This window comes from Pseudomonas sp. NBRC 111139, assembly GCF_001753955.1.
GTDB classification, from domain to species: domain Bacteria; phylum Pseudomonadota; class Gammaproteobacteria; order Pseudomonadales; family Pseudomonadaceae; genus Aquipseudomonas; species Aquipseudomonas alloputida.
Genome location: NZ_BCBP01000069.1, coordinates 16,527 through 35,082 on the forward strand (window position 1 = coordinate 16,527; position 18,556 = coordinate 35,082).

Below are 18,556 nucleotides of genomic sequence, written 5' to 3' on the forward strand. Positions count from 1 at the left end.
TCTATGCCAAACTCCGTCTCTTTAAAGGCTCGCCAACCAGGACTTATGGTCTCCTCTCCCAGCCTCATTCCCAACCTGATCGCCGCCGGCCTATATATAGCAGCGGCCATCTACCAGGGCTCTCACCTGGCCCAGGGCCGCAAGGCCGACAAGCGCCTGCTTGGCCTGCTGGGTGCCTTCGCGGTGCTGGCCCAGGCCGGCGCACTGTTCTTCCAGCTGATCACCCCGCTGGGGCTGAGCCTGGACTTCTTCAGCGCCGCCAGCCTAATCGCCGTGGCAGTCATTACCCTGACATTGCTGGCCTGCCTGCGCATACCGGTAGAAAACCTGCTGGTGCTGCTGTTCCCGCTGGGCGCGGTAACGGCACTGCTGGCGCAGTTCGCGCCCCCCGGTACGGTGCCGCTGATCAATGAAGAACCGGGCATCCTTGCGCATATCCTGTTGTCGATCCTGGCCTACGGGCTGTTCACCATCGCGGTGTTCCAGTCGCTGCTGTTGCTGCTGCAGGACCGCCAGCTGAAGAACAAGCACCCGTCCGGGCTGATCCGCAACTTCCCGCCACTGCAAACCATGGAAAGCCTACTGTTCGGCTTCCTCTGGGCCGGTTGGTGCCTGTTGTCGCTGTCGCTGATCTCCGGCTGGCTGTTCCTCGACAACCTGTTTGCCCAGCACCTGGCGCACAAGACCTTGCTGGCCTGTGTCGCCTGGGTGGTGTTCAGCGTGCTGCTGTGGGGCCGCACCCGCCTGGGTTGGCGGGGCCACATGGCCATCCGCTGGACGCTGGCCGGTTTCTGCCTGCTGATGCTGGCCTATTTCGGCAGCAAGCTGGTTCGCGAATTCATCTTGCATATCTGACGGCCGCCCATGGACACCCTGCCGTACGCACCGCTATTCGGCACTCTGGCACTGGCCCTTTTGTGGTCAGCACTGTTCACCGCCGTGGAGGCTGCCCGCCTGCAGCTCAATGGCGCACTGCGCGCCGGCGAAGATGGCCATCCCGTGCTGCCGGCCCAGGCCTTGGTGCTGTGCGCCAGCCTGGGCAAGCTACTGGTGCTGGGGCTGGCCTGCCTGATGGGCCAGCGCCAGAGCGGCGAGCACGGCTTCTGGCTGGCGGGCCTGGCCGCGACCCTCGCCTTGCTGGTGTTTGCCGAATACCTGCCGCGGCGCCTGGCCCGACGTAACCCGCAGGCGTTCGTGAGCCTTGGCGCCAGCCTGCTGAAAGTGCCTCTCGCACTGCTGCAGCCACTGGCCTGTCTGCTGGACGGCGCCGCCAAGCTCATGCTGCGCCCGTTCCGTGCACAGCCCACCGCTGTGGCCCTGCATACGCAGGATGCCGACGACTTTGATGAGGATGAACAGCACGAAGCACCTCGCCATGGCCTGCTCGACGGCCTGCAGTCGTTGGACAAGATCACCGTCAACGACATCCTGGTGCCGCGCAACGAAGTGGATGGCATCAACCTGGACGAGCCGATCGAACGCATCATCGAGCAGTTGATCGTCAGCCGCCACACCCGCCTGCCGGTCTACCACAACGACATCAACCAGGTCGAAGCGATCCTCAACACCAAGCTGATCAGCCACCTGCTGCCCAAGGCCGAGCTGACCCTGGAAGCGCTGCACAGCGCCTGCTACGAACCTTATTTCGTACCGGAAAGCACGCCCCTGCAAATGCAGTTGTTGAACTTCCACAAGCAGCAACGCCGCTTGGGCGTGGTGGTGGACGAGTACGGCGAAGTACTGGGTATCGTCACCCTGGAAGACATTCTCGAAGAGATCGTCGGCGAGTTCGAGGACGAGCAAAGCCTGGAAAACCCGCATGTGCATCCGCAACCCGATGGCACCTTCGTCATCGATGGCACCGCTTCGTTACGCGAAATCAACCGTACCCTGAGCTGGCACCTGCCCTGCGACGGCGGGCCGAAAACCCTCAACGGGCTGGTCACCGAAGCGCTGGAAAGCATCCCGGAAAGCGCTGTTTGCCTGAAGATAGGCCGCTATCGCCTGGAAATCCTTGAAACAGAGGACAATTGCGCCAGCAAGGTACTGGTGTGGACCGTGACCCGATAGCTATACTCGGGTCACGCTTACCCAGCCCCGCCGTCACGCCTGCTACCCGCACCCGGCGCTCCACGGCCAGTCCGCTCCACTGATACGCCCTGCGGTCCTGCGTCAACACCCCGAACAGTACCCGCCCCGCCCCTACCCCCCTTGGGCCATCGTCAGTCGGGCGCACACAACAAAACGCTCCGGCGTCCGCGTCACCGTGCCTTCTACAGGGCACGCCACTGCGGGCCAAGCCCATGGAGCCGGACCAGACTGTCAGGGACCTATTCAATGACAAGCAGCACTTACGCCCAAGCGCCTGCCACACCCGTCAACTCGCCTGCGCGGGTCGCCACTGCCAGCTTCATCGGCACCGCCATCGAGTTCTATGATTTCTACGTCTACGCCACCGCCGCAGCCTTGGTGATCGGCCCGGTGTTCTTCCCGTCCGGGTCGGGCACCGCGCAAATGCTGGCCGCCTTCCTCACCTTCGGTATCGCCTTCCTCGCCCGGCCACTGGGCTCGGCGTTGTTCGGCCACTTCGGCGACCGCATTGGCCGCAAGTCGACGCTGGTCGCCTCGCTGCTGCTGATGGGCGTATCCACCACCGCCATTGGCGTACTGCCGGGCTATGACAGCATTGGCGTGTGGGCGCCGATCATTCTCTGCCTGCTGCGTTTTGGCCAAGGCCTGGGCCTGGGCGGCGAATGGGGTGGCGCGGCCCTGCTGGCTACCGAAAACGCGCCGGAAGGCAAACGGGCCTGGTTCGGCATGTTCCCGCAGTTGGGGCCGTCAATCGGCTTCCTGGCGGCCAACGGCCTGTTCCTGACCCTGGCCCTGGTGCTCAGCGACGAGCAGTTCCGTGAGTGGGGCTGGCGCATTCCGTTCCTGCTCAGCGCCGCACTGGTACTGGTAGGCCTGTACGTGCGCCTGAAGCTCGAAGAGAGCCCGGTGTTCGCCAAGGCCGTTGCCCGCCACGAGCGGGTGAAAATGCCGGTGGTCGACCTGTTCTCGAAATACTGGCTGCCAACCCTGCTGGGCGCTGCGGCCATGGTGGTGTGCTATGCACTGTTCTACATTTCCACGGTGTTCTCGCTGAGCTACGGCGTGACCACACTGGGCTACAGCCGCGAAACGTTCCTTGGCCTGCTGTGCTTCGCGGTGGTGTTCATGGCACTGGCCACACCGTTGTCGGCCTGGCTCAGTGACCGTTACGGGCGCAAGCCGGTACTGATCGTCGGCGGTCTGCTGGCGATAGCTTCAGGCTTTACCATGGAGCCACTGCTGACGTCGGGATCGACTGCGGGCGTGGCGCTGTTCCTGGCCATCGAGCTGTTCCTGATGGGCGTCACCTTTGCGCCGATGGGGGCACTGTTGCCAGAGCTGTTCCCGACCCACGTGCGTTATACCGGTGCCTCGGCGGCGTATAACCTGGGCGGCATCGTTGGCGCCTCGGCGGCACCGTTCTTTGCCCAGAAGCTGGTGAGCATGGGGGGGTTGAGCTGGGTGGGGGGTTATGTGTCGGTAGCGGCGGTGATCAGCCTGATTGCCGTGCTGTGCCTGAAAGAGACGCGCAATACCACGCTGTAAGCCAGTGGGGCCGATTTGCGGCCCTATCGCGACACAAGGCCGCTCCCACTGGGATCGCGTAAGCCTGGAAGCTGCGCGATCCCTGTGGGAGCGGCCTTGTGTCGCGACAGGGCTGCGAAGCAGCCCCAGCACTCTCGGATCAGAACTCGACCTTGACCGCCTGCGAAGCACGGGTCGCCTTGGCCCGCGCCAGTTCGACCGACTCGTCACGCGCCAGGCACACGCCCATGCGGCGGGTACCGTTGATTTCCGGCTTGCCGAACAGGCGAATGGCGGTATCCGGCTCGCTCAGCGCTGCACCCAGGTTGGCGAAGCTGGTCTGTTGGGACTGGCCTTCGGGCAAGATCACTGCCGAGGCCGACGGGCCGAACTGACGCACCACCGGAATCGGCAGGCCGAGAATGGCGCGGGCATGCAGGGCGAATTGCGACAGGTCCTGGGAAATCAGGGTGACCAGACCGGTGTCATGCGGGCGCGGCGACACTTCGCTGAACCACACCTGGTCGCCCTTCACGAACAGCTCCACACCAAACAGGCCGCGACCGCCGAGGGCATCGGTGACCGCCTTGGCCACGCGCTGCGATTCGGCCAGCGCCTTCGGGCTCATGGCCTGTGGCTGCCAGGACTCCTGGTAATCGCCCTTCTCCTGACGGTGCCCGACAGGTTCAAGGAAGGTGGTACCGCCCACGTGGCGCACGGTCAGCAGGGTGATTTCATATTCGAAGTCGATGAAACCTTCGACAATCACCCGGCCCTTGCCAGCGCGGCCGCCTTCCTGGGCATAGTCCCACGACGCCTGCAGGTCAGCATCGCTGCGCAGCAAGCTCTGGCCCTTGCCCGACGAGCTCATCACCGGTTTGACCACGCACGGGTAACCCAGGTCGGCTACGGCCTTGGCGTAGTCTTCATAGGTGTCGGCGAAGTGGTACGGCGAGGTTGGCAGGTCCAGCTCTTCGGCAGCCAGGCGGCGGATGCCTTCGCGGTTCATGGTCAACTGGGTGGCGCGGGCGGTGGGCACCACGGTGAAGCCTTCGTTTTCCAGCTCGACCAGGGTGGCGGTGGCGATGGCTTCGATTTCCGGAACGATGTAGTGCGGCTTCTCGGCTTCGATCACCGCGCGCAGGGCAACGCCATCGAGCATGTTGACCACATGGCTGCGGTGCGCCACCTGCATAGCCGGAGCATTGGCGTAACGGTCGACGGCGATTACTTCGACGCCCAGGCGCTGCAGCTCGATTACCACTTCCTTGCCCAGCTCGCCACAGCCGCAGAGCAGTACACGGGTCGCGGTGGGCGACAATGGGGTTCCGATACGGGTCATTTCAGGTCCTCGAAGGCATCCGGGGCCGCGCCAGGCTAGGCGCCACCCGCTGAAAAAGGACCGCTATTCTACACCATCAACCGGCCACGGCGGCCCGCCGGGCGCGAAATGCCATGGCCAGCCACACCGCCGTTACACCGGCGAACTTCGAGGCCATCGCGGTGCCGATGACTGCCGGGGTCAAAGCGCCGATCATGCCGAAGAAAATGAAGGTATCCACCGGGATGCTCAGCGCCGAACTGAGCCACAGGCGGTCGCGCAGCGGCCGACGGGTGATGCTGAACACCAGCCAGTCGATCAGCTCGGAAATGAAGAACGCAGTGGCGCTGGCAAGGGCGATGGCCGGCTCCGAGGTGACATAGGACAACACCAGTGCCACCAGCATGGCCACCAGCGCGCCGTGACCGAAGCGGGTTTGCACCATGTCGCGCAGGATGAACACCAGGCCGCCCCAGGCGGACCAGATGATGTCCAGATGCGGGGCACTGGAGAAGGCGTAGTTGATCAGCACTACGCTGCTGATATAGGCAATCAGATAGAACATGGCGGGCTGTCTGTGGGCAAGCCGTACAGATTACCGCTGGGCCGTTCGCGGGTAAACCCGCTCCGACAGGGTTCGCGTCAGGCCTGCAAGATGAGGCCGGCTTCTACTGCCCGTTCATGGCAACGCTTGAGCACCGCCCGGCGCTCGTCGTTGTCCATCCGCCCCCAGCGGCCAATCTCGGCCACGGTACGCTGGCAGCCGGTGCAGATATCCTGCTCGTCCAGCGCGCAAATGCTCACGCACGGCGATGCCACCGGCCGCTCTGCTACATCACTCATCATCAACCACCAACGCTTGCGCATAACGCTGGGCATTATGCACGTAATGTGCGGCACTCGCTTCCAGCATGCGTTTCTGCTGCTCGGTCAGCTCGCGTACCACCTTGCCCGGCGAGCCCATCACCAGCGAACCGTCCGGGATTTCCTTGCCCTCGGCAATCAGTGCGTTGGCGCCGATGATGCAGTGCTTGCCGATGCGTGCGCCATTGAGGATCACTGCGTTGATACCGACCAGGCTGAAGTCGCCCACCGTGCAGCCATGCAACATGGCATTGTGGCCCACGGTCACGCCCTTGCCCAACGTCAGTGGCGAGCCCATGTCCGTGTGCATCACCGTGCCATCCTGCACGTTGCTGCCTTCGCCGATGTCGATCAGCTCGTTATCACCGCGCAACACCGCGCCAAACCACACACTGGCATTGGCTTGCAGGCGCACGTTGCCAATGAGCGTGGCGTTGGGGGCGGCCCAACTGGTGGGGTGGCTCTCGACCCGCAGGTCGCCCAGGCGATATTTCATGCTTGTTCCTCAGGCTGCGACGCAGACGGCGGGGTAGGCCCCGCTCAATTTTCGATGTAACGCTCCGGGGGTTGATGCAGGCTGATACCGGCATCGAACAGCAGGTTGACCAGCTCGACGATCATGATCGCCGACAACCCCCAGATCTTGTATTCACCATAGCGGTAACTTGGCACATACCAGCTACGCCCCTGGTAATCGATACGGTGGGTATGGTCACGCGGGTCCTGGCGGAAGAATTCCAGCGGCACGGTGAATACTGCCGCGATCTCGGCATCATTGGCGCGATACTCGACGAAGTCCGGGATAAGCCCGACGAATGGCGTCACTTTCAGGCCATGTAGCGAAATCAGCGGGCTGAGCGGACCAATCACCTCCACCAGGCCAGGGGGCAGGCCGATTTCTTCTTCAGCCTCGCGCAGGGCAGTAAAGACCAGGTCCGGGTCTTCCGGGTCGCGACGGCCACCGGGAAAGGCGACTTCACCACCGTGGGTAGACAGGCCCTTGGCGCGCAGGGTCAAAACCAGTTCGGGCGCTTCGCTGCGGGTAATGGGCAAGAGGACCGCCGCTTCGGGGAACCGCCTGTCGGTTTCCAATGACGCGGGTTGGTGGTTGCTCATTCGGCGAAGTAGCTCGTCCAGCATTGCGCACGCTCGTATCCAGGTCCTGTGTTGCATCATGCACCAAAGCCGCGAAGCACCCAAGCCCCAGCGCTTGCGGCGGCACGGTGGCCGCGCCAAGATAGCCTTGAACATAAGGAACCACACATGAAATTCTGCAGCGCGTGCGGCCAACCGGTCACTCAGCAGATCCCCGAGGGCGACAGCCGCCTGCGGTACGTCTGCGGCTCTTGCCAGACCATCCACTACCAGAACCCCAACATCGTGGCCGGCGTGCTACCGACCTGGGGCAGCCAGGTGTTGCTGTGTCGCCGCGCCATCGAACCGCGCCGGGGTTTCTGGACCCTGCCCGCCGGTTTCATGGAAAACGGCGAAACCCTCGACCAGGCCGCGCGTCGCGAAACCGTAGAGGAAGCCTGCGCCCGGGTCGGGCCAACGTCCCTGTACCAGCTGTTCGATCTGCCGCACATCAACCAGGTGCATGTGTTCTTCCGCGCCGAGTTGACGGACCTGGACTTTGCCGTGGGAGCCGAAAGCCTGGAGGTGCGCCTGTTCGAAGAACATGAGATACCGTGGAACGCGCTGGCTTTCCGCACCGTCACTCGCACACTAGAATGCTACTATCGCGACCGCATCGGCCAGCACTACCCCATAGGCCATGAATACCTGCCGCCGATGAACGTTTCGCCACACACCTAAAAGCCTTCAGGGATACTGTTACATGCGCTGGTTGCTTGCCCTCTTCTGCCTTTGCGTTACCTCGGTGTCCCAGGCGGCCTTCACCGAAACCATCATCCGCAAGCCTGCACCGGCAGCGCAAACCCCATCGCCTTCGCAGCAAGCCATGCAACCGTTGATCGACAAGGTACTGGTGATCAAGTCCGAGCGCCGCCTGCAGTTGATCAGCCGTGGCGAGCCGCTGAAAACCTACCGCATCTCGCTGGGCAAGCAGCCCAAGGGCGCCAAGGAACGCGAAGGCGATAAGAAAACCCCTGAGGGCTTGTACTGGCTGGACTGGCGCAAGCAGAGCGACCGCTTCAACCTGGCCATGCACATCAACTACCCGAACATCAGCGATGCCGCCCGCGCGACCCGGGCAGGGGTGAGTGCCGGCAGCATGATCATGATTCACGGCACGCCGATCAACGATGAATACCCGGAATGGTACTTCCATACCCTGGACTGGACGGATGGTTGCATTGCCATGCGCAACCGCGACATGCAGGAAGTGTGGGACTTGGTACGGGATGGAACGCTGATCGAGATCAGGCCTTGATATAGGGCCTTTCAGTACAGGTTGTAGGAACCTTCTCACCACTTTGCGAGAACTTGCCTGACAGTTGCTTAGGCAGGGTACTGCATCCAGGCGAGTGACTTAATTTTTAGCATCCACGCAGACGAGTACGAAAACCGTACATCATTTGCGGGGTGCTTCAATGCCGTGCCTGATTCACCGCATCGCCCATTGGCTGTCGGCCAGTTGCCTGTCAGGCGTGCTGTCCATTCCCCACGTGCTGGCCGACGACCCTGCCAGCCAGCAGTTGCGCGATCAACAGCATGGGCTGCGGCAACTGGAGCAACAGCAGCGGCTGGAGCGCTGGCGGCGCATCCCCGCCCCGACTGAACCGACCAACAGCACTTCCCAGCGACCGCACGATGATCGCTGCTGGGCAGTCGATGGCGTGCGCGTGGCGGGCATGCACCGGCTTTCGAGCTCGGCACTGGCGCCCACCCTCCGTGCGCTCACGCCTGCCTGCATGGGCATCGCCGACATCAATCGGCTGCTCAAAGCCATCACCCAACGTTATGTACAAGCCGGCTACCCAACCAGCCGCCCCTACCTGCGACAGCCCCCAGAACAGGGCATGCCGTTGGACATCGTCATTGTCGAAGGCTTTGTCGAAACCATCGAGCTGGCAGGGCCCGACCTGCCCCTGTCCCTCTCCAGTGCCTTCCCAGGCCTGCTCGGGCAGCCACTGTACCTGCCCGACCTTGAGCAAGGCCTGGACCAGCTCAACCGCCTACGCGCCTATGAACTGGGCGCCACCTTGCTGCCCGGCGAACTGCAAGGCGGCACCCGCGTGGTCGTGCAGCCGGGCAAGGTTGCTTCACGCTGGCACCTGGACAGCCGCTTCGACAACCGGGGCAGCGAGCTGACCGGCCGCCACCGCGTCAACCTCGGCATTGGCCTGGACAGCCCGCTTGGCCTCAATGATGAGCTGCGCCTGTCGTGGACCCGCACGGTGCTCGATACGCCCGGCCAAAGCCAAGGGATATCGTTGTACTACAGCATCCCCTACGGCGCCTGGACCTTTGCCCTCAGCGCCAGCCAGCTAAGCTATCAAGCCCCACTCCCCTACAGCGACAAGGCTGCCGACGGCAGCAGCAGCTATCAGGGCCTGAGTGTCGAGCGGGTGTTGTGGCGCAACCAGCAAGGCATGCTCAGCGCCAGCGCCCGGCTGGACCGCAAGCAGCTGATCAACCGCAGCGCTGGCGCAGTTATCGTCCAGCAGAGCCCGACGCTGGCCACGGTAGAGGCCGGCCTCAACCTGCTGTGGCTCGAAAATGGCTTGTGGAACGGCTACTTCGGCGTTGCCCAAGGCATTGACGCATTGGGTGCCGACCGCGCGCCCCTGGGGGCTCAACGCCTGCGCCCGGACTTTCGCAAATACCGCGCCAACCTGCTGCACCTGCGTCAGGGCCCGGCACCCAACCCTTGGCGCTGGCAGAGCGAGCTGGCCCTGCAGTACAGCCGCGACCTGTTGCCTGCCGTCGAACAACTGCTGGTCAGCGACGATTCGGCTGGCCGCTACGAAGGGGCCCGCATCGATGGCGGTGAAGGCAGCGTGGTCATGCACAGTGCAGGGTCGTTGGCCCTACCCCAGGCGACCGACCAGGCCGAACAGCAGTCACGCCAGCTCGATGGCAATGCCTGGGCCAAAGTCGGCAACCGCCCGGGCAGCACCGGCGTCGATGGTCGGGGCTATCTGGACCATGGCCAGAAGCTGAGCACGCAGAGCAAGGCACAAGTGGCACAAATCGACGCCAAGGGCGAAGTTCAACTGACCAGCGCCGGCGACCTGTTGCTCGAAGGCACCCGCATTGGCAACCGCGAGGCCAAGGCCGGCGACATACGGGTACAAAGCGGCGGCCAGTTGCAGGTCAAGGCGGCCAGCAACACCCAGCAGGCCACAGGCGCCAACCTGGGTGGCGGCATGGAGCTGGCGGCCAAGGCTGGCCAGACCCAGGGGGGAGCCATAGGCGGCCACTTCAGCCACGGCAAGCAGGACGAACATGCACGTCAGGCGGTCGATGCCCAGTTTGCCAGCAACGGCACACTGACCCTGACCAGCAGCGCCCGCGAGGACATCGCCCTGCACCTGCAAGGCCTGCAGGCCTCGGCCGAACAGATCACCCTCGACGCCTCGAATGGCGGCATGCTGGTTGAAGCCTCTTCCAGCCAGGAGCGACGCGACAACCTCGACATCTCGGCCGGCGCCGGTTTCAACATGGCCAAGGGCGCGTTGGACACCCGCGGCCTGCATGGCCGGCTCAAGGTAGAGCTCGACAAGCGCGACAACCTCACCTGGAATACCAGTGACCTGCGCGCCGAGCGCATCGACCTGCAAAGCCGCGGCGATACCCGCATCGAGAGTGCCACCCTGGATGCAAAGCATATTGGCGGCACAATCGACGGTGACCTGCGCATCGCCAGCCTCAAGGACAACGTCAACACCCTGAGCGTGAAGGGCGATGTCAGGCTGAGCCAGGAGAAAAACCCGCAGGGCTATGTCAACGCGGCCAAATCGGTGGCAGGGCCGCTGGGAGGCAAGGTCGAGAAAACGGCCGGTTCTGCCCTGAGCAAGGCAGACCCAGGGTTCTCGCCGACCGTCAGCCTCGACGTGTCGCATGCACAGCGCGACAACGTGACGCGTCAGACCACGCTTAAAAGCAGCGACGGCATCGACCTGCAGGTCGGTGGCAACGCTCATCTGGTAGGGGCACGCTTGCAATCGGCCAAAGGCGACGTGAGGCTCGACGCCAACTCGGTCACCCAGGAAACGCTAAGCGGCAATGACTATCGCCGAGACCTGTCGCTCGATGCGTCCAACTCACCGGTGGATCTGGGCACGGCAATCGCCGAGATAGCCAAAAGCAAAATGGCGGCGGATGGGGAAAATGCGCTGGACCTGGGTGTGTTGAGAACCAGTGGGCATAGTCGCAGCGAGCAATGGGCTTCGAGCATGCAAGGGAAGAAGCACTAAGACGCAATCGCGGCCCTGGCAATTTGGGGGCATCAGAAATCTTGTGCCCTGCTGCTGATACCCAGGCACCGCGTGTCCCCCGCTTCCACAGCGAATACCACAGCCCCCCGGGCGTGTGATTGCTCTGTGGGAGCGGGCTTGCCCGCGAAGAGGCCGGTACAGGTCAAGCCAACCTGTGCAGCCCCCGCCACCAATCCAGCCCAAGCAACACCAGCCCTATCCCCCAGAAACCCGCCAGCACCCCAAGGGCGTTGAGCATCACCTGCCCATACCCCAGACTGGCCACATCAATGAACGGATAGGCATACACGCCAATCTCGCTCCCCCGCCACAACGCATAACCAAAGTAGACCGCCGGGTACACCGCCCACACCAGCAAATGCCATAGCCGCAACCTGCCCTTGGGCACCTCGCACCACCAGTACAGGGCATACAGCACCGGCATCACGTCGTGCAGCAACTCGTCCGCCAGCCATTGCCAACCCTGTGGTTGCCACAAATGACGCAGCAGCACGCTGTAGGCCAGCGCCACCAGCACGATACTGGCGGCCACTGCAGAGCTTACCGAGGGCGACAGGAAAAAGCGTTTGCCACGGCCTTCCCGGCCGAATGCGGCATAGCTCAGCACCGTCGCCACCAGGGTATTGGTCAGCACGGTGAAATAGCCAAACACATTGATCAGGCCGCCAATCAGGCTGGCCTGTTCCTGCCAACGCGCCAGCAGTACCAGGTTCACCTGCACGGCCAGGCCGAACCAGCCAAGCACAGCCATGCCGGTCAGCCAAGGGCGACGCGACATGTCAGGCCTGACGCTGCAGCTTCACGTACAGCTGCTCGACCTTTTCCCGCGCCCATGGCGTTTTGCGCAGAAAAGTCAGGCTCGACTTGATGGTCGGGTTGCTCTTGAAACAGCGCACGTCTATGCGCTCGGCCAGGCCCTGCCATTGGTAGTGCGCCACCAGCTCGGTGAGGATCTGTTCAAGGGTCTTGCCGTGCAGCGCGTTGTGTTGGGCCGTGCTCATGCTGTGCTCCGTAGGAAAGATGCGCACCTTACACGAGTGTAGTGGCGGGTGGGATCAGTCATGGCGACAGAAAAATCGCTGGCCATGGGCAAAACCTATGTGCTGAAATAGTTATGTTATGTTGTAACACTATAAAAGCCTCTGCCAAGGAACGCCCCATCCCCATGCTGTACTCACCGCTTCGCCTCTCTCCTCTCGCCGTTGCGCTCTGGCTGGCCTCATCGCCCAGCCAGGCCGTAGAGCTCGAACCCCAGATCATCACCGCCAACCCGCTGGGCAACCGCCAACTGGCGGCTCCCAGCACCGTGCTCGAAGGCGACAACCTGCTGCAACAGCAGCACGGCAGCCTCGGTGAAACCCTGAACAAGCAGCCCGGTGTCGCCTCTACCTGGTTCGGCCCTGGCGCCAGCCGACCGGTCATTCGCGGCCTGGACGGCGACCGCATCCGCATTCTGCGCAACGGCGTCGGCGCCCTGGATGCCTCGTCGCTGTCCTATGACCACGCCGTGCCCCTGGACCCGGTGACGGTCGACCGTGTCGAAATCGTCCGTGGCCCGGCCGCCTTGCTGTATGGCGGTAACGCCATCGGCGGCGTGGTCAACACCTTCGACAACCGCATCCCGGACTCGCCGATCGAGGGCATCCACGGTGCCGGTGAACTGCGTTACGGCGGCGCGGACACCACCCGCAGCAGCGCCGGCAAGCTGGAGGCCGGCGACGGCGCCTTCGCCCTGCACCTGGACGCCAACAGCCGCCAGTTCAACGACCTGCGCATCCCGGGCTACGCACGCAGCGCCAAGGTGCGCGATGCCGACGAGCCCGGCAGCAAACACCGCCTGGAAAACAGCGACGGTCGCCAGGACGGCGGCGCGATCGGTGGTGCCTACCACTGGGACCACGGCTACGCCGGCCTGTCGTACAGCCGCTACGACAGCAACTACGGCTCGGTGGCCGAGTCCGGCGTGCGCCTGGACATGAAACAGGATCACTACGCCTTCGCCTCCGAACTGCGCGACCTCGACGGCCCTTTCAGCTCGGTCAAGGTAGATGCCGGCTACATCGACTACGAACACAGCGAAATCGAGGAAGGCGAGGTCCATACCACCTTCAAGAACAAGGGCTACGAAGCCCGCATCGAAGCCCGTCACCAGCCGCTCGGACCGGTGGAAGGGGTCATTGGGGCCCAGGTCAGCCGCAACGAATTCTCCGCCCTGGGCGAGGAAGCCTTCGTCCCGCACACCGATACCGACAGCCTGGCGCTGTTCATGCTGGAGCAGTGGCAAGCCACCGAACGCCTGAACCTGAGCCTGGGCGCGCGCATGGAGCACACCCGCGTAGACCCGGACGCCAAAGGCAACGAGAACTTCGTCGACGCCGACAGCGCCAGCAGCTTCAACGCCTTCAGCCTGTCGTCGGGGGCCGTGTACCAACTCGACCCGGTCTGGTCGCTGGCCGCCAACCTCGGCTACACCGAGCGCGCCCCTACCTTTTACGAGCTGTACGCCAATGGCGCGCACGTAGCCACCGGCGCGTTTGAAGTCGGTGACGCCAGCCTGAACAAGGAAAAGGCGATTTCCGCCGACCTGGCGCTGCGCTTCGACAACGGCACCCACAAGGGCAGTGTTGGGGTGTTCTACAGCCACTTTCGCAACTACATCGGCCTGATCGGCACCGGCAACCTGCGTGAGGGCGGGCATGATCACGACCATGACGAGGATGACCACGACCACGATCATGACGACGGCTTCCCGGAATACCAGTACCAAGGCGTGCGGGCGCGCTTCTACGGCATCGAGGCCCAGGACCGCTGGCAGTTGGCCGAGAACCGTTACGGCAGCTTTGCGCTGGAGTTGTCCGGTGACTACACCCGGGCCAAGAACCTGGACAGCGGCGAGCCACTGCCCCGCATCGCCCCGCTGCGCCTGAACAGCGGTCTGGTCTGGGAACTGGACCGCTGGCAGGCGCGAGTAGACGTGCAGCACGCTGCGTCGCAGCACCGCAAACCCGCCAACGAAACCGGCACCGATGGCTACACCACCTTGGGGGCGAGCGTTGGCTACCGCTTCGACATTGGCCAGAGCCAGTGGCTGGCGTTTGTACGCGGCGAAAACCTCACCGACCAGACCGTGCGCTACGCCAGTTCGATCCTGCGCGATATCGCACCGGCGCCGGGGCGCAGTGTGGAAGTCGGGTTGCGTACCACTTTCTGAACCACAAGCGACGAAGATCGGTGTAGGAACGGGTTCACCCGCGAAGACGATGGTAGGTCAACCGGCGCATTCGCGGGTGAACCCGCTCCTACACCTGCCTCGATTAATGACGACTGTTGCCCGTTCAACAACAATCCTCTGCGACAATTTGTCTTTTTTTCTTACAACTTCCCCTATATCCTCCCCGCCGCAAGCTGAAACGCTTCATCGAACAACCTTGTCGCCATATCCATTGAGGGGCTCGCCCTTCGATGCGCTTGCCGTTTTTTCAATAATCAAAAGATAGCGCTATCTCATGTTCCAACTGCCTAAAACCTGTTACATCGGCCTCGCCCTCAGTGCCTTGGCAACCCCCGCCAGCGCCAGCGAAATGTTCGCCAGCGACTCCCCGTGGATGCTCGGCGACTGGGGTGGAACCCGCAGCGAACTGCTGGAAAAGGGCTACGACTTTACCCTTGGCTACACCGGCGAGATGGGCAGCAACCTGCACGGCGGCTACGACCACGACCGCACCGCGCGCTACAGCGACCAGTTCACCTTTGGCAGCCACCTGGACCTGGACAAGATCCTCGGCTGGCACGACACCGAACTCCAACTGACCGTCACCGAGCGTCACGGCGACAACATCAGCAACGACCGCATCAACGACCCGCGTGTCGGCGGCTTCACCTCCGCCCAGGAAGTCTGGGGCCGCGGCGAAACCTGGCGGCTGACGCAAATGTGGATCAAGCAGAAGTACTTCGACGGTGCGCTGGATGTGAAATTCGGCCGCTTCGGTGAAGGCGAGGACTTCAACAGCTTCCCTTGCGACTTCCAGAACCTGGCCTTCTGCGGCTCGCAGGTGGGCAACTGGGTGGGTGGCATCTGGTACAACTGGCCAGTCAGCCAGTGGGCCCTGCGCGTGCGCTACAACCTTACCCCTGAGCTGTACGCACAGGTCGGCGTCTTCGAGCAGAACCCTTCCAACCTTGAATCTGGCAATGGTTTCAAGCTCAGCGGCAGCGGCACCCAAGGTGCGGTAATGCCGTTCGAACTGGTATGGACCCCACGTATCCAAGGCTTGAAAGGGGAATATCGTGCCGGCTACTACTACAGTAATGCCAAGGCACAAGATGTTCTCAAGGACAGCAACGGTCAGCCGGCCGCCATCAGCGGCGCCGCCTACCGCAGCAGCTCGAGCAAGCACGGCTTGTGGATTGGCGCCCAGCAGCAGGTCACCTCGCTGGCGTCCGACCAGTCACGCGGCTTGAGCGTGTTCACCAACGCCACCGTGCATGACAAGAAGACCAATGCCATCGACAACTATGTGCAGGCAGGACTGGTATTCAAAGGGCCCTTCGATGCCCGCGCCAAGGACGACATCGGTTTCGCCCTGGCCCGCGTGCACGTCAACCCTGCCTATCGCAAGAACGCCCGCCTGGCCAACCAGGCCGCCGGCCTCTACGACTACGACAACCCAGGCTTCCTGCCCGTGCAGGACACCGAGTACAGCGCCGAGCTGTACTACGGCATCCATTTGGCCGACTGGCTCACGGTACGCCCCAACCTGCAGTACATCCGCCACCCGGGCGGAGTGTCGCAGGTGGATGGCGCCCTGATCGGCGGCCTGAAGATCCAGAGCAGTTTCTAACCCCTTTTTTGACCTGACGGAGAACCTACGATGAGCACTGAAGGTGCGAACCAAGGAAGCCGCTGGCTACCGCGCCTGATTGGCGCGCTGCTGTTGCTGATGGGCCTGGCCCTGCTGGCCGGCGGTATCAAGCTGAGCCAGCTGGGCGGATCGCTGTACTACCTGATCGCCGGTATCGGCTTTGCCCTTTCGGGCATCCTGCTGCTGGCCCAACGCCAGATCGCCCTGGGCCTGTATGGCCTGGTGCTGCTGGGCAGCACCGTTTGGGCCCTGCTCGAAGTGGGCCTGGACTGGTGGCAACTGGTACCCCGTCTGGCCATCTGGTTCGCCATCGGCGTGGTGCTGCTGCTTCCGTGGGCACGTCGCCCGCTGATCGGCCCGGCCAGCAAAGCCAATACTGCACTGCTCGGCCTGGCAGTGGTCGCTTCGGGCGCTTGCGCGCTGGGCAGCCAGTTCACCCATCCCGGTGAAGTGTTCGGCGAACTGGGCCGCGACAGCAGCGAAATGGCCAGTGCCGCCCCGGCCATGCCCGACGGCGAATGGCAGGCCTACGGCCGTACCGAGCATGGCGACCGCTACTCGCCGCTGCACCAGATCACCCCGCAGAACGCCTACCGCCTGGAAGAGGCCTGGCGCATTCGCACCGGTGATCTGCCAACCGAAAACGACCCGGTGGAGCTGACCAACCAGAACACCCCGCTGAAGGTCAACGGCATGCTCTACGCCTGCACCGCGCACAGCCGCCTGCTGGCGCTGGACCCGGACACTGGCGCGGAAATCTGGCGCTACGACCCGCAGGTCAAGAGCCCGACCGGCACCTTCAAAGGCTTTGCCCACATGACGTGCCGCGGCGTCTCGTACTATGACGAAAACCGCTACGTCAGCCGCGACGGCAGCCCGGCGCCGAAAATTACCGACGCAGGCCAGGCGGTGGCCCAAGCCTGCCCGCGTCGTCTCTACCTGCCGACTGCAGATGCCCGCCTGATCGCCATCAACGCCGACAACGGCAAGGTCTGCGAAGGTTTCGCCAACCAGGGCGTGATCGACCTCACCACCGGCATTGGCCCGTTCACCGCCGGCGGCTATTACTCCACCTCGCCTGCTGCCATTACCCGTGACCTGGTGATTATCGGTGGCCACGTCACCGACAACGAGTCGACCAATGAGCCGTCCGGGGTGATCCGCGCCTACGACGTGCACGACGGCCACCTGGTGTGGAACTGGGACAGCAACAACCCGGACGACACCAAGCCATTGGCTGCCGGCAAAATGTATAGCCGCAACTCGGCCAACATGTGGTCAATCGCCAGCGTCGACGAAGACCTTGGCATGATCTACCTGCCGCTGGGCAACCAGACCCCGGACCAGTGGGGCGCCGACCGCACCCCAGGCGCCGAGAAGTACAGTGCCGGTGTGGTCGCCCTTGACCTGGCCACCGGCAAGGCACGCTGGAACTATCAGTTCACCCATCACGACCTGTGGGACATGGACGTCGGCAGCCAGCCGACCCTGGTACACCTGAAAACCGACGATGGCGTGAAACCGGCGATCATCGTACCGACCAAGCAAGGCAGCCTGTACGTGCTCGACCGCCGCGACGGTACGCCAATCGTGCCGATCCGCGAGATCCCCACCCCACAAGGCGCAGTGGAAGGCGACCACACCTCGCCAACCCAGGCTCGTTCCGACCTCAACCTGCTCGGCCCAGAGCTGACCGAACAGGCCATGTGGGGCGCCACGCCTTTCGACCAGATGCTGTGCCGCATCCAGTTCCGCGAGCTGCGCTACGAAGGCCAGTACACCCCGCCATCCGAACAAGGTTCGTTGGTCTACCCCGGCAACGTAGGTGTATTCAACTGGGGCAGCGTGTCGGTCGACCCGGTGCGCCAGTTGCTGTTCACTTCGCCCAACTACATGGCGTTCGTGTCGAAGATGGTCCCGCGTGAGCAGGTTGCCGAAGGCAGCAAGCGCGAAAGTGAGACCAGCGGCGTGCAGCCGAACACCGGTGCACCGTATGCAGTGACCATGCACCCGTTCATGTCGCCGCTCGGCGTACCGTGCCAGGCACCCGCCTGGGGCTACGTCGCCGCCATCGACCTGTTCACCAACAAGGTGGTGTGGAAACACAAGAACGGCACCACCCGGGACAGCACTCCGGTGCCGATCGGCCTGCCGGTTGGCGTGCCAAGCATGGGTGGCTCGATCGTCACCGCCGGTGGCGTCGGTTTCCTCAGCGGCACGCTCGACCAGTACCTGCGCGCCTATGACGTGAACAACGGCAAGGAATTGTGGAAGGCACGCCTGCCAGCGGGTGGCCAGGCTACGCCGATGAGCTACACCGGCAAGGACGGCAAGCAATATGTGCTGGTGACTGCCGGCGGCCATGGCTCGCTGGGCACCAAGATGGGCGATTACATCATCGCTTACAAATTAGCTGAGTAAGCGACACCGCTCCCGCAGGCTCAACCCTGTGGGAGCAACTGTCTTGCTCAATTTCTGAAAGCTGGCGCGAT

Annotated in this window: 16 protein-coding genes; 9 read left to right on the forward strand and 7 right to left on the reverse strand. The window is 63.4% G+C overall.

Going from position 1 to position 18,556, the window contains the following annotated elements:
- Positions 1-45: 45 nt before the first annotated feature.
- The 3 genes from BJQ17_RS24260 to BJQ17_RS24270 all read left to right on the forward strand — a co-directional run bounded on the left by BJQ17_RS24260 (position 46) and on the right by BJQ17_RS24270 (position 3,636).
- Positions 46-855 carry an inner membrane protein YpjD gene (locus BJQ17_RS24260; RefSeq protein WP_003252138.1) on the forward strand — a complete coding sequence of 270 codons (810 nt, stop codon included), beginning with the start codon at positions 46-48 and terminating at the stop codon, positions 853-855.
- A 9-nt stretch (positions 856-864) separates the two neighbouring features.
- On the forward strand, positions 865-2,070 hold the full coding sequence (locus BJQ17_RS24265) for a transporter associated domain-containing protein (protein ID WP_003252136.1): 1,206 nt from the start codon (positions 865-867) through the stop codon (positions 2,068-2,070).
- A 267-nt stretch (positions 2,071-2,337) separates the two neighbouring features.
- The gene (locus BJQ17_RS24270; RefSeq protein ID WP_047604466.1) at positions 2,338-3,636 is read left to right on the forward strand and encodes an MFS transporter; all 1,299 of its coding nucleotides are present in this window, start codon (positions 2,338-2,340) and stop codon (positions 3,634-3,636) included.
- Between the two features lie 139 nt (positions 3,637-3,775).
- Here the strand turns inward: BJQ17_RS24270 and purT are convergent, their stop codons facing one another.
- The 5 genes from purT to BJQ17_RS24295 form a co-directional block, all read right to left on the reverse strand.
- Positions 3,776-4,957, reverse strand: a complete 1,182-nt coding sequence (purT, locus tag BJQ17_RS24275) for a formate-dependent phosphoribosylglycinamide formyltransferase (RefSeq protein ID WP_012053590.1) — start codon at positions 4,955-4,957, stop codon at positions 3,776-3,778.
- Between the two features lie 76 nt (positions 4,958-5,033).
- On the reverse strand, positions 5,034-5,501 hold the full coding sequence (locus tag BJQ17_RS24280) for a VUT family protein (protein WP_010952556.1): 468 nt from the start codon (positions 5,499-5,501) through the stop codon (positions 5,034-5,036).
- Positions 5,502-5,578: 77 nt separating this feature from the next.
- Positions 5,579-5,782, reverse strand: a complete 204-nt coding sequence (locus tag BJQ17_RS24285) for a DUF1289 domain-containing protein (RefSeq protein ID WP_012053591.1) — start codon at positions 5,780-5,782, stop codon at positions 5,579-5,581.
- Positions 5,772-6,296, reverse strand: a complete 525-nt coding sequence (locus BJQ17_RS24290; RefSeq protein WP_003252127.1) for a gamma carbonic anhydrase family protein — start codon at positions 6,294-6,296, stop codon at positions 5,772-5,774. Before BJQ17_RS24290 ends, BJQ17_RS24285 begins: the two co-directional genes overlap by 11 nt.
- A gap of 44 nt (positions 6,297-6,340) precedes the next feature.
- Entirely contained in the window at positions 6,341-6,940 is a 600-nt protein-coding gene (locus BJQ17_RS24295) for a CoA pyrophosphatase (RefSeq protein ID WP_003252125.1), read from the reverse strand.
- 123 nt (positions 6,941-7,063) lie between these two features.
- On the opposite strand from BJQ17_RS24295, the gene BJQ17_RS24300 reads away from it, so the two are divergent.
- The 3 genes from BJQ17_RS24300 to BJQ17_RS32410 all read left to right on the forward strand — a co-directional run bounded on the left by BJQ17_RS24300 (position 7,064) and on the right by BJQ17_RS32410 (position 11,181).
- Positions 7,064-7,615 (forward strand): NUDIX hydrolase, encoded by a 552-nt coding sequence (locus BJQ17_RS24300; RefSeq protein WP_054888642.1) that lies wholly within the window; start codon positions 7,064-7,066, stop codon positions 7,613-7,615.
- 22 nt (positions 7,616-7,637) lie between these two features.
- Positions 7,638-8,192 carry a murein L,D-transpeptidase family protein gene (locus BJQ17_RS24305; protein WP_003252119.1) on the forward strand — a complete coding sequence of 185 codons (555 nt, stop codon included), beginning with the start codon at positions 7,638-7,640 and terminating at the stop codon, positions 8,190-8,192.
- Between the two features lie 160 nt (positions 8,193-8,352).
- On the forward strand, positions 8,353-11,181 hold the full coding sequence (locus BJQ17_RS32410; protein ID WP_070096772.1) for a ShlB/FhaC/HecB family hemolysin secretion/activation protein: 2,829 nt from the start codon (positions 8,353-8,355) through the stop codon (positions 11,179-11,181).
- Between the two features lie 163 nt (positions 11,182-11,344).
- On the opposite strand, the gene BJQ17_RS24315 is transcribed toward BJQ17_RS32410, so the two are convergent.
- Complete coding sequence (locus BJQ17_RS24315; RefSeq protein ID WP_003252114.1) at positions 11,345-11,980, reverse strand: Pr6Pr family membrane protein; 636 nt, start codon at positions 11,978-11,980, stop codon at positions 11,345-11,347.
- A 1-nt stretch (position 11,981) separates the two neighbouring features.
- Positions 11,982-12,203, reverse strand: coding sequence for a VF530 family DNA-binding protein (locus tag BJQ17_RS24320; RefSeq protein WP_003252112.1), 222 nt, complete (start codon positions 12,201-12,203; stop codon positions 11,982-11,984).
- Between the two features lie 164 nt (positions 12,204-12,367).
- Here BJQ17_RS24320 and BJQ17_RS24325 point away from each other — a divergent pair, with 164 nt between their 5' ends.
- The 3 genes from BJQ17_RS24325 to BJQ17_RS24335 all read left to right on the forward strand — a co-directional run bounded on the left by BJQ17_RS24325 (position 12,368) and on the right by BJQ17_RS24335 (position 18,485).
- Positions 12,368-14,413: a TonB-dependent receptor gene (locus tag BJQ17_RS24325; RefSeq protein ID WP_070096773.1), complete on the forward strand. Its 2,046-nt coding sequence runs from the start codon at positions 12,368-12,370 to the stop codon at positions 14,411-14,413.
- A gap of 295 nt (positions 14,414-14,708) precedes the next feature.
- Entirely contained in the window at positions 14,709-16,043 is a 1,335-nt protein-coding gene (locus tag BJQ17_RS24330; protein WP_003252108.1) for a carbohydrate porin, read from the forward strand.
- 30 nt (positions 16,044-16,073) lie between these two features.
- Entirely contained in the window at positions 16,074-18,485 is a 2,412-nt protein-coding gene (locus BJQ17_RS24335; RefSeq protein ID WP_019752450.1) for a glucose/quinate/shikimate family membrane-bound PQQ-dependent dehydrogenase, read from the forward strand.
- Positions 18,486-18,556 lie beyond the last annotated feature (71 nt).

Bases quoted from the DNA above. Each gene is read 5' to 3' on its own strand.
- BJQ17_RS24270 (WP_047604466.1), top strand. From the start codon at position 2,338: ATGACAAGCAGCACTTACGCCCAAGCGCCTGCCACACCCGTCAACTCG.
- BJQ17_RS32410 (WP_070096772.1), top strand. From the start codon at position 8,353: ATGCCGTGCCTGATTCACCGCATCGCCCATTGGCTGTCGGCCAGTTGC.
- BJQ17_RS24280 (WP_010952556.1), bottom strand. From the start codon at position 5,501: ATGTTCTATCTGATTGCCTATATCAGCAGCGTAGTGCTGATCAACTAC.
- BJQ17_RS24325 (WP_070096773.1), top strand. From the start codon at position 12,368: ATGCTGTACTCACCGCTTCGCCTCTCTCCTCTCGCCGTTGCGCTCTGG.
- BJQ17_RS24335 (WP_019752450.1), top strand. From the start codon at position 16,074: ATGAGCACTGAAGGTGCGAACCAAGGAAGCCGCTGGCTACCGCGCCTG.
- BJQ17_RS24315 (WP_003252114.1), bottom strand. From the start codon at position 11,980: ATGTCGCGTCGCCCTTGGCTGACCGGCATGGCTGTGCTTGGCTGGTTC.
- BJQ17_RS24305 (WP_003252119.1), top strand. From the start codon at position 7,638: ATGCGCTGGTTGCTTGCCCTCTTCTGCCTTTGCGTTACCTCGGTGTCC.
- BJQ17_RS24290 (WP_003252127.1), bottom strand. From the start codon at position 6,296: ATGAAATATCGCCTGGGCGACCTGCGGGTCGAGAGCCACCCCACCAGT.
- BJQ17_RS24330 (WP_003252108.1), top strand. From the start codon at position 14,709: ATGTTCCAACTGCCTAAAACCTGTTACATCGGCCTCGCCCTCAGTGCC.
- BJQ17_RS24320 (WP_003252112.1), bottom strand. From the start codon at position 12,203: ATGAGCACGGCCCAACACAACGCGCTGCACGGCAAGACCCTTGAACAG.
- BJQ17_RS24265 (WP_003252136.1), top strand. From the start codon at position 865: ATGGACACCCTGCCGTACGCACCGCTATTCGGCACTCTGGCACTGGCC.
- BJQ17_RS24300 (WP_054888642.1), top strand. From the start codon at position 7,064: ATGAAATTCTGCAGCGCGTGCGGCCAACCGGTCACTCAGCAGATCCCC.
- BJQ17_RS24260 (WP_003252138.1), top strand. From the start codon at position 46: ATGGTCTCCTCTCCCAGCCTCATTCCCAACCTGATCGCCGCCGGCCTA.
- purT (WP_012053590.1), bottom strand. From the start codon at position 4,957: ATGACCCGTATCGGAACCCCATTGTCGCCCACCGCGACCCGTGTACTG.
- BJQ17_RS24285 (WP_012053591.1), bottom strand. From the start codon at position 5,782: ATGATGAGTGATGTAGCAGAGCGGCCGGTGGCATCGCCGTGCGTGAGC.
- BJQ17_RS24295 (WP_003252125.1), bottom strand. From the start codon at position 6,940: ATGCTGGACGAGCTACTTCGCCGAATGAGCAACCACCAACCCGCGTCA.